The sequence below is a fragment of the Algibacter sp. genome (genome assembly GCF_049667265.1).
In the GTDB taxonomy this organism is placed as follows: domain Bacteria; phylum Bacteroidota; class Bacteroidia; order Flavobacteriales; family Flavobacteriaceae; genus Algibacter_B.
Genome location: NZ_JBATHX010000458.1, coordinates 1 through 9,960 on the forward strand (window position 1 = coordinate 1; position 9,960 = coordinate 9,960).

The following is a 9,960-nucleotide window of genomic DNA, read 5'->3' on the forward strand; positions in this document are numbered from 1 at the left end:
ACCTTAATATGATTGATTACAAAGTTATCTTCAAGCATTTGACGGGTTTCTTTCGAGACATTTGTCATGTCCTCAAAACTATGTGCTGATTTTTGCCACAACCATTCATACACTTGGTTACCACGAAAGGCTTTATCTCCTTCTTTTACAAAGAAATCTCTGAGCTGTTCTTTGGTTAATGCGCGTATATCTTTTTTCTTGATTTCCATCTGAATGCAAAAATAGTGAAAGCTTTAACGAATTACGATAATTGATTTACGAATTATGAATTGAAGTAGTGATTCGCATTAGGGATTGAGGCTTTGTTGAAGCTCTTTTTGTGTTGTTGCACCTATGCAACACAAAAAAGCGACTGCCGAAAGCCCGACCCTTGGGGAATGCCCAGAGAAACTTAAAAAATTAGTAAAAGAAAAAGCCCCTTAAAAAAAGAGGCTTTAATATTATAAAATATTTTTTTGATTATATAATTAACATGGCATCGCCGTAACTATAGAAATTATAGCCTTCTTTAATAGCCTCATCGTAAGCACGCTTAATAAAATCGTGACCTGCGAATGCCGAAACCATCATTAATAACGTTGATTTTGGCGTGTGAAAATTGGTAATCATAGCGTTTGGGATTGTAAACTCGTAAGGTGGAAAAATGAATTTATTGGTCCAACCATCATATTCATTTAATTTACCACTTGTTGATACGGCACTTTCTACGGCACGAACAGCTGTGGTTCCAACGGCGCAAATACGACGTTTTTCTTTTAGGCCTCTGTTTACAATTTCAACTGCTTTTGCATCAATAGTTAACTCCTCACTATCCATTTTATGTTTAGATAAATCTTCAACCTCAACTGGATTAAAAGTACCTAAACCTACGTGTAACGTAACTTCAGCAAAATTTACACCTTTAATTTCAAGACGCTTAAGCAAGTGTCTTGAAAAGTGAAGGCCTGCTGTTGGAGCTGCTACAGCACCTTCATTTTTAGCAAAAATGGTTTGGTAACGTGCTTCATCTTCTGGCTCAACATCTCTTTTTATATATTTTGGAAGTGGTGTTTGCCCTAATTCGCTAAGTTTTATACGGAATTCTCTATAAGATCCGTCATATAAAAAACGTAATGTACGACCTCTTGATGTTGTATTATCAATAACTTCAGCAACTAAAGATTCATCCTCACCAAAATATAATTTGTTTCCAATTCTTATTTTCCTAGCTGGATCAACTAAAACATCCCAAAGGCGTTGCTCTTCGTTTAATTCTCTTAATAAAAACACCTCAATTCTTGCTCCTGTTTTTTCTTTATTTCCATAAAGTCGTGCAGGAAATACTTTGGTATTGTTTAAGATTAATACATCATCTTCTTTAAAATAGTCAATAACATCCTTAAACATTTTATGTTCAATGGTTTGCTCTTTTCTATTAAGTACCATTAGACGAGATTCGTCTCTGTTTTCAGCAGGATATTCTGCTAGTCTTTCTTCTGGTAACTCGAAACCGAAGTGTGATAATTTCATGTGTTAGCTTTTATTAATTTTTGTGAGAAAGCTGCAAATATACAACCTCAACATAGGGGTTGTCAAGTAAATAGCTGTTTATTATTTAGTTATTTCAAAACCAATAGATTCTAGGTCGTTCCAGAAGGTTGGATATGATTTAGAAACCACCATAGCATCCTCAATAATAATTGACGTTTTTAAGGCTAAAGGGGCAAATGCCATGGCCATTCTATGGTCGTTGTATGTGGCAATTGACACCATTGACTTAATACTACTTGATGCTGAAAGATGTAATGATTTATCTGTTATTTTCAATTCACCTCCTAATTTTTCAATTTCGGTTTTTAAAGCTACTAGTCTGTCGGTTTCTTTAATTTTAAGGGTATGTAAACCTGTTAAATCGCATGGTATTCCTAAAGCAAAGCATGTAACTGCAATGGTTTGGGCGATATCTGGTGCGTTTTTTAAATCTAAGGTTAGAGGTTTTAAATTTGAAGTTTCCTTTTTTAGTGTAACTGAATTTTCATTAAAAACCGTTGACACACCAAAGTGTGTATAAATTTCAACCAAAGCAGAATCGCCTTGAAGAGAGTTTTCTTTATATGAAGATAGCGTTATTTCTGTACCAACTTCACTTAAAGCTGCAATACTGAAATAATACGAAGCCGATGACCAATCTGACTCAACCGTTAAGGTTTTAGCGTCTAACCTTTTGGTATTTGGTTTTACGGTTATTTTGTTTCCAATAAAAGCGGATTCAACTCCAATTTCATCTAACAAACTCAATGTCATGTTGATATAAGGAATGGATGTGATGTCTCCTTCTAAGGTTAATTCTAATCCGTTTTCTAATTTTGAAGCTATTAGTAATAAGGCAGAAATATACTGGCTGCTTACATTCGCTTTTAAAGAAACTTTGTTTTTAGTAAGTTTTTTTCCTGTAATCTTTATTGGAGGGAAACCTTCATTTTCTTCATAGCTAATCTCAGCTCCTAATTCTTGCAAGGCTTCAACCAGTATTTTGATTGGACGCTCTTTCATGCGCTTAGATCCAGTAAGAATGGTTTTTCTGCCTTCTTGAATTGAAAAATAGGCTGTTAAAAAACGCATGGCTGTTCCTGCATGATGAATATCTACAACTTCTGATTGCGAACTTAATGCGTTTGTCATTAAATTACTATCATCAGAATTTGAAACATTTTCTAGTTTAAACTCAGGATATAAAGCTTGTAATAATAACAATCTGTTGGATTCACTTTTTGAACCTGTAATCGTGATTTTTGATTTACGGTTTTGGATTTTTGATTTATGAAGTGTAATATTCATTATAAAAATTGAAATTCTTAAAAATTAAAGTTCTTGACAACACTAGTGCAGCCATAAAAAAACGCTTCTTAAAAGAAGCGTTCAAAGATACTTATAATTTACTTTAATTTTTCGTTATTATGATGCCTATCGTGGTCGCGTTTTCCTTTTTTATCCATTCTTTTATCAAAAGCACTTTGCAAATCGACTCCTGTTTGGTTTGCTAAACAAAGCACAACAAATAACACATCGGCAAGTTCTTCACCTAAGTCTTTATCCTTATCGCTTTCTTTTTCGCTTTGCTCGCCATAACGTCTGGCAATAATACGGGCTACCTCACCTACTTCTTCAGTAAGTTGAGCCATATTGGTAAGTTCATTAAAATAACGAACCCCGTGTTCTTTTATCCAATTATCTACTTCTTTTTGTGCGTTTTGAATATCCATTATCCTTTAGTTAAAACTACTTGTTCGGCTTCTTTTTCGATAAATCTATTAAAATATTCTTTTAAAGCATCATAATATAAGGGCGAAATAATAGCCTCATTGATTTTTGTTGAAATAATAGCCTGAATAGAAGTCCCATTTCCAGATATATTATACCTAAAATCTCCTAAATTATCTGGCAATGCTAACACCATTGGTTCTGGAACGCTTTCAATTTGATAACCTTCCGGGATTTTAATCATAATTCTATATATTGAGTTTGATGGGTAACCAAAATCTACAGGAAACTCTCTTTTTTCCAGTTTAAAAGGGGTTTCGGATGTTTTTAAAAAGAACATTGGTGAAAAATACATTTTTTCTCCTATAATATCAGCTTGACTTTCTTTAAAAAACTCATAAGATTCTACAACGGGTTCAGATAAATCTAACTCGTTTTTTACTGAATATTCTGAGATTTCAATTCCGTTATATTTGTTTTCCAATTTTTCTAAAAATTCATCTTTGTTTGCTTCCACATAACCTTCTCTAAACGAAAGCGCATTATGGCCGGTTTTCATGCTTCTATATTGACCTTTTAAATTACCTTCTTCATCTAGATTTCCCATTAACGCTATGGAATTTTCAGAGGGTGCTTTTGGGTACAAATCAATTAATTCTGATCCGCCATGTTCTGCAATAACTCTACCTTGCCAATTTAAAACTCTAAAAGGTACAATGTTGGGTTCTGCATATTTATTAGTAGCGTCTAACAAAACTGCCGAGCCATCAGTATACTTCACATAGGAAACTACATAATTATAACCTTCTCTAGTTGGGAATATTGGCACACCATTATCTCGTGTGCTTATTAAAACCGGATAGGCATTTAATCCTGCATGTTGCAACATGGAGGTAAGCATTAAATTAATTTCAGCAACATTACCAACCTTATCTTTATAGGCTTTTTTTACACCATCTGCACAATACTTGCCGTAATTACCATTCCAATTCACTCTAGCTTTTACAAAATTAAAAATTAGGTTAACTCTTTTTTGAGGGTCTGAATCTGAACTTATTAGGACATCTATATCATCTTCATAATAGCCATTTTTATCTAGTTCTCCGCCAAAATTTGAACTCTCATAAATCTTTTTTACCACATCTTCCCAGGTGGTTGAATAATATTCTGGAGATGATTGTGGCATTTTTGTATAAGACAACTCATATTTAACTGCAGAGCGGTAATTATTAATATTATTTACATAAGGCTCATCTTTTAAAGCAGGAATATTATTAAGATTATAGGAAGTAACGTATTTCGAAAATTTTAAATCTGATGAACTAAAAGTGGTTCCTTTAAAACCATTTCTTTCTTTACTTTGAAATGTTATCTTATCTGGTCTTCTTTCAGTTTCAGGATTAGTATGCAAAAACCCTATAGTATTCACTTTAAAATTATAATATTCAGGAGCCTCAAATTTTGCTTCTATTTTTTTTACTGGAATATCGTGCTGAAAAACAAAATCATCCACATTCCAAAAAAAATCTGAAATTATTGTGTACCTAAATTCAACTACAGAGCCTTCTTTGAGGTTAGGCATTGTAAATTTAAAAAGATCGCGATGGTCATCATACTCAGTATCAAATATGCCATCTTTTTGCAATTTGGTGTCATTTATTTTACCACTTTCTAAATTATAGGTATATGCTTTAAGACTACTTACTTTTTCTTTATCTCCACCTCTATTGAACAACAGCACTTTATGGGTTGCGTTTTCAAAACCTTCTTTTTTATAAACTTTAATACGCTGGTGTATATCCGTAAAAAGCTGAAAGCCAATTCCTTGAGAATACTTAAAATAGGTTCTTCTGTATTTATATAAATACGTTGCGTTTGCAGAAGAATCTAAGGGGTTAAATTTTTCTTGAAGTTCTTCCTTTGACACTTTACCAAAATCGTAATCTTGTGCAAATGTTGTAATTGAAAAACAAAGGCTTATTATTAATACTGCAATTCTCATGGAACCTATTTTTTAATTAATGCTATTTTTGTGTTATCTAGATTGGTTACTTCTTTGTAAAAACTTCTAAAATTGGTATAATCTTCCTTAGGAAATTCGCCATCGTTAATTATAAATTCTCGTTTATAAACAAGTTTATTTTCATCTTTTACTCTAATTTCAGTTTTATAGCTTCCAAAGCTATTTTCGATGGTTGCATTTTTTGGCAATGATTCAATTTTGTATTCTGAAGGCAGTTCAATTTCATATTCATCAACATCTTTAAATCCTCGATTTATTTTAAGAGGAAACTTTCTGTCTCTGTAACGATCTGGCACATGCGTATTTCTATTTAAAGCATTTATTGTCAGCAACATTCTATCTCCAATTTTTTTGGTGTAATTAGCTGCATTAAAATGGATATGCTCAATAAATTCTGAATCTGTTTTATTGTTTTTTATATCCATACTGCTTATTGAAAGACCATTAACATAACGCCATCTATTTTTGTAATGTTTATCTAAATCTCTTTCAGGTTCGGTTTCTAACCAATATTTGTCATCGTATTGAATGCCTTTTGAATTCACAAGTGCATCAGCATCAAGCGTGCCCTCATTCGAAACACTATAATATCCTTTAATGGATTGACTATTATCTTCAACTTTATATTTTTTGGTGCGCTTAATTTTCCCTCCTTCTGGAGTAATTACTAACACATCTCTATCATCAGTAAAATCGCCAATAAAACCAAAAGGCAATTTTTGGCTTGTACATTCTAACCAAAGATCATCTCCTTCTATAGGTATATTAAGAATCGCATGATTTCCCATCATTGCAGCAAAATCGGTTTCAAAATTTCTTTGAGATTTTCCTGCGTAAACAACTGTATAATTAGATTTTATTCCAACAGCTTGTAAAAGCGCCATGGTATAATTTGTAAGTGCTTTACAATCGCCATACCCTAATCTATCAACTTCCGAAGCATTAAAAGGTTTCCAACCACCAATACCAACTTGCACGCTTATATATCTTACTTTATCTTGAACAAATTGATATACTTTTTTTGCCTTTGCCATATCATCTGGTTCATCTTTTACCAAATTTTGAATCATGGCAATGGTACTTTCTGATAAATCATGGGTGTCTTTAATTAAATCATGATACATCCATTTTGCAAAATCGTCCCAATTTTCAACTTCAGAATGTACGCCTTCCAAAGTAAATTGTTTTGATGCTACGAGTACTTTAGGCGCCATATCAAAAAATGCTGGCGCATATTCTTCTGGCTTAATGGCTGAAATATTATCAACCTGATATTTTATTAATACAGAAACTTTTTCCTTTTTTAAATCAAAATCTTTAAAATTTTTCTGTTTTGTTCTTATGGTTAAATCGGATGGAAAACTAATTTGGTAGGTACTTTTTTCCACACTAACATAATAATCATCTATAGGCATAAACGACTGAATAAAAGCCGTGTTACTCGTTAATGTTTCGCATATAAACTCCATGGTATAAGGATAACCAATAGGCGTATAGTCTAAAAACTTCACTCGAGAGTCTGAGTATAATGTACCACCATCAACAGCGCTAACATCCCTAAAATCGTTTTTTTTGATTTTTTTTATTTCTTCACCAAAATTATCATAAACTAAAACTTCTAAATCTTTAATCTTAACATTATTGTCATAATGCACGTATGCATTTATAGCATCATTTCCTTCTTTATTAAAAACAGTAACAATTCTTTTTACAGTTACAGCCATTTCACTAGAAGATATCATGTTAATTTGAACATCATCCGATCTGATTACCGCATTGGCATTTTGACTAAGACTTGTTGGAATAGTTAGACTTCTATGTAAATTTTCTTGAGAGTAGGAAGTGGATATTATTAGTAAAAATAAAAAACTCAGTATAGACTTTAAATTCATGTAGTAGGTTTAAATTCTCATTGAATGACTAAAAGTAGCTTATTACAATTATCATTTTTATGAGAAAAATCATTTTTTTAATTTAAAATACTAATATAGTTTTTTAACTAAAAATCTTACAACGAAAATAAGGAAACAAGGCAAAACTATGTACTTAAATTCGCTAAAAAGCACTTTTATTCCCCAAGAGGAAAAAAAGTTTTTAATTCCGAGAGGCGAGACTAAAATTTCTCTAAATGGAAAGAAGAATCTATCATTATTAAAAGGAATAAAAAAACCAACACCTTCTCCACCTGAAGTCATGGCATCAAACACGCCATGTGATAAGGTTGATAGAAAAATAACCCAAAACCAAATGAATTTATGTTTTTTGCCAATAGTTAGCATTAGTGTTAACGCCCAGAGCAAAGCAAACACCATGGAATGTGTGAAACCGCGATGCCCTAAAGGATGCTCGTAGGCAATTCCAAATTTAAAAGCTAAAACATCAAAATCTGGTAGAATTGTAGAAATAATAGCCGCCACTAACAACCACTTGAGGTTTTGATTATCAATTACTTTGGTAATAGTAAAACCAAAAACTGCATGACCAAAAATTGATGCCATTATTTTTTATTCTTTATTTTTTGAGTCTATGATGATGGTTACTGGCCCATCATTAAGTAAGTCTACTTTCATATCAGCGCCAAATTGCCCAGTTTGCACTTTTTTCCCTAAATCGGTTTGAATTTGGTTTACAAAATCTTCATACATTGGTATAGCCACATCGGGTTTTGCCGCTTTAATATAACTCGGGCGGTTTCCTTTTTTGGTTGAAGCATGTAAGGTAAATTGACTAACGACAATAGCGTCGCCACTTGTGTCTTTTAATGAATTATTCATCACGCCATGTTCATCGCCAAAAACTCTAAGATTTACTATTTTATTGGAAAGCCATTTTATATCTTCAGTAGTATCTTCATCAACAATTCCTAATAATATTAAAAGTCCGTTTTCTATTGAAGCTACTTTTTTACCTTCAATAGTAACACTTGCTTTTGATACTCTTTGGATGACTGCTTTCATTCTTTATCCCAAATATCCGTTCTATAATGCTCATCTTCGCCTTCTAAAATTTGCACATAACTTCTGTAACGCGAATAAGCAATCTCTTCATTCTCTAAAGCTTCTTTAACAGCACAATTAGGTTCTTTTAAGTGTAAGCAATTGTTGAATTTACAATCTTGTTTTAACTTAAAAATTTCAGGAAAATAATCTCCAACTTCTTCTTTTTCCATATCAACAACACCAAAACCTTTTATTCCTGGTGTATCAATAATTATTGCATCGAAACTTAAATCGAACATTTCAGCAAAAGTGGTTGTATGCTGCCCTTGGCTATGCAAAGTTGATATTTCCTTGGTTTTAATATTTAACTCAGGTTCAATAGTATTTACCAAGGTTGATTTACCAACGCCAGAATGACCAGAAAACATACTAGTTTTGCCTTGCATTAAGGCTTTAACCTTATCTACATTTTTCCCTGTAGTGGCAGATACGCCAATACACTCGTAACCAATTTTCCTGTATTCATGGGCTAAAAACCGAACCTCGTTTAAAGTTTCTTCATCATAGGAATCAATCTTATTAAACAATAAAACTGTTTTAATAGAATACGCTTCAGCAGTTACTAAAAACCTGTCAATAAAACTGGTAAGTGTTGGCGGATTATTAATGGTAATCATTAAGAAAACCTGGTCTAAATTAGCGGCAATAATATGGGTTTGCTTGGATAGGTTTACAGATTTTCTAACAATATAATTGGTTCTGTCATGAATGTGATGAATAACACCAGTTTCCGTATTATTATCAGTTTCTAATTCAAAATCAACAACATCGCCAACTGCAATTGGATTGGTGCTTTTTATACCTTGAATACGGAATTTCCCCTTTATACGACATTCAAAAGTATGCCCTAATTCGGTTTTTACCGTGTACCAACTACCTGTAGATTTATAAACGTGTCCTGTCATATTGCCTTCAAAAGTAATTGAAAAAAATTAAAATTTAAGTGAGATAATATTTATATTAGCATAGCTATTAACAATAAAATTCAACAAATGAAAAAATCTATTATTCTAATAGGGTTATTCCTATTCGCTTTTTTGAACACTTTTGCCCAAGAAACCATTACTAACGAATCTGTAGTTCAGATGAAAGACCTAGGTTTTGATGACGGCATGATTATCGATAAAATCAATTCTTCAAATGTAAAATTCGATGCTTCCATTAATGGTTTAACACAATTAAAAAATGCTGGAATTTCACCCGATGTTTTGTCTTTAATTATGGAAAAGTCTAAGCATAATACAAAATCTAAAACAGGTATTTACTATTCTACTGTTGATGGTGATGAAAAATTAATCCAACCAAGTGTGTTTTCTGGTTCAAATTCAAATGCCGTTGCACAAAAACTTGTTTCTGGCTTAATCAATTCCAAAAAAAGATCACAACTTCCTGGGGTACACTCTAATAATGTCATTAAACATAATGCGCCAGAATTTAAATTTGTTTTCGACCCAAATGTAACCGAAGTTGATAACATGCAAAATCTTCAAGGTGGCGATGCCGGTATTTTTAACTGGTGGTTTAGAATGGCAAGTTCGCCAAACGAATTTGTTTTGGTAAAACTTACTGTAAAAGACAATAAGAATTTAAGAGAAGTTATTACAGGGAAATCGAGCTGGGTTTCAAGCAGTAGCGGTATAGACCCAAAATATGCTCTTAATTTTTCAATTGAAGAAATTGAAGGTAACAAGTTTAAAG

Annotated in this window: 9 protein-coding genes and 1 pseudogene; 1 reads left to right on the forward strand and 9 read right to left on the reverse strand. The window is 32.4% G+C overall.

Annotation, left to right across the window (positions count from 1 at the left end):
* From WBN21_RS15790 to rsgA, 9 genes and pseudogenes are all read right to left on the reverse strand, one after another.
* Nucleotides 1-209: pseudogene (locus tag WBN21_RS15790) on the reverse strand (23S rRNA (adenine(2503)-C(2))-methyltransferase RlmN); the annotation flags it as partial.
* A 250-nt stretch (nt 210-459) separates the two neighbouring features.
* Entirely contained in the window at nt 460-1,509 is a 1,050-nt protein-coding gene (gene queA, locus WBN21_RS15795) for a tRNA preQ1(34) S-adenosylmethionine ribosyltransferase-isomerase QueA (protein ID WP_424201971.1), read from the reverse strand.
* An 81-nt stretch (nt 1,510-1,590) separates the two neighbouring features.
* Nucleotides 1,591-2,817, reverse strand: coding sequence for a 3-phosphoshikimate 1-carboxyvinyltransferase (locus tag WBN21_RS15800; RefSeq protein ID WP_424201972.1), 1,227 nt, complete (start codon nt 2,815-2,817; stop codon nt 1,591-1,593).
* 98 nt (nt 2,818-2,915) lie between these two features.
* Entirely contained in the window at nt 2,916-3,242 is a 327-nt protein-coding gene (locus tag WBN21_RS15805; RefSeq protein ID WP_424201974.1) for a nucleotide pyrophosphohydrolase, read from the reverse strand.
* The gene (locus WBN21_RS15810; protein WP_424201976.1) at nt 3,242-5,242 is read right to left on the reverse strand and encodes a DUF3857 domain-containing protein; all 2,001 of its coding nucleotides are present in this window, start codon (nt 5,240-5,242) and stop codon (nt 3,242-3,244) included. Before WBN21_RS15810 ends, WBN21_RS15805 begins: the two co-directional genes overlap by 1 nt.
* A gap of 5 nt (nt 5,243-5,247) precedes the next feature.
* On the reverse strand, nt 5,248-7,155 hold the full coding sequence (locus WBN21_RS15815) for a DUF3857 domain-containing protein (RefSeq protein WP_424201978.1): 1,908 nt from the start codon (nt 7,153-7,155) through the stop codon (nt 5,248-5,250).
* A 90-nt stretch (nt 7,156-7,245) separates the two neighbouring features.
* Nucleotides 7,246-7,761 carry a metal-dependent hydrolase gene (locus WBN21_RS15820; RefSeq protein WP_424201980.1) on the reverse strand — a complete coding sequence of 172 codons (516 nt, stop codon included), beginning with the start codon at nt 7,759-7,761 and terminating at the stop codon, nt 7,246-7,248.
* A 6-nt stretch (nt 7,762-7,767) separates the two neighbouring features.
* Nucleotides 7,768-8,220 carry a D-aminoacyl-tRNA deacylase gene (gene dtd, locus WBN21_RS15825; protein ID WP_424201982.1) on the reverse strand — a complete coding sequence of 151 codons (453 nt, stop codon included), beginning with the start codon at nt 8,218-8,220 and terminating at the stop codon, nt 7,768-7,770.
* Nucleotides 8,217-9,167: a ribosome small subunit-dependent GTPase A gene (gene rsgA, locus WBN21_RS15830; protein WP_424201983.1), complete on the reverse strand. Its 951-nt coding sequence runs from the start codon at nt 9,165-9,167 to the stop codon at nt 8,217-8,219. The genes dtd and rsgA overlap by 4 nt, the downstream gene beginning before the upstream one ends.
* Before the next feature lie 87 nt (nt 9,168-9,254).
* Between rsgA and WBN21_RS15835 the strand changes: the two genes are divergently transcribed.
* Nucleotides 9,255-9,960: hypothetical protein (locus WBN21_RS15835; RefSeq protein ID WP_424201985.1), on the forward strand; the 706-nt coding region annotated here is incomplete at its 3' end.

Excerpts from the sequence above, each read along its gene's own strand:
- queA (WP_424201971.1), bottom strand. The coding sequence starts at position 1,509 with ATGAAATTATCACACTTCGGTTTCGAGTTACCAGAAGAAAGACTAGCA.
- WBN21_RS15800 (WP_424201972.1), bottom strand. The coding sequence starts at position 2,817 with ATGAATATTACACTTCATAAATCAAAAATCCAAAACCGTAAATCAAAA.
- WBN21_RS15815 (WP_424201978.1), bottom strand. The coding sequence starts at position 7,155 with ATGAATTTAAAGTCTATACTGAGTTTTTTATTTTTACTAATAATATCC.
- WBN21_RS15810 (WP_424201976.1), bottom strand. The coding sequence starts at position 5,242 with ATGAGAATTGCAGTATTAATAATAAGCCTTTGTTTTTCAATTACAACA.
- WBN21_RS15805 (WP_424201974.1), bottom strand. The coding sequence starts at position 3,242 with ATGGATATTCAAAACGCACAAAAAGAAGTAGATAATTGGATAAAAGAA.
- rsgA (WP_424201983.1), bottom strand. The coding sequence starts at position 9,167 with ATGACAGGACACGTTTATAAATCTACAGGTAGTTGGTACACGGTAAAA.
- WBN21_RS15820 (WP_424201980.1), bottom strand. The coding sequence starts at position 7,761 with ATGGCATCAATTTTTGGTCATGCAGTTTTTGGTTTTACTATTACCAAA.
- dtd (WP_424201982.1), bottom strand. The coding sequence starts at position 8,220 with ATGAAAGCAGTCATCCAAAGAGTATCAAAAGCAAGTGTTACTATTGAA.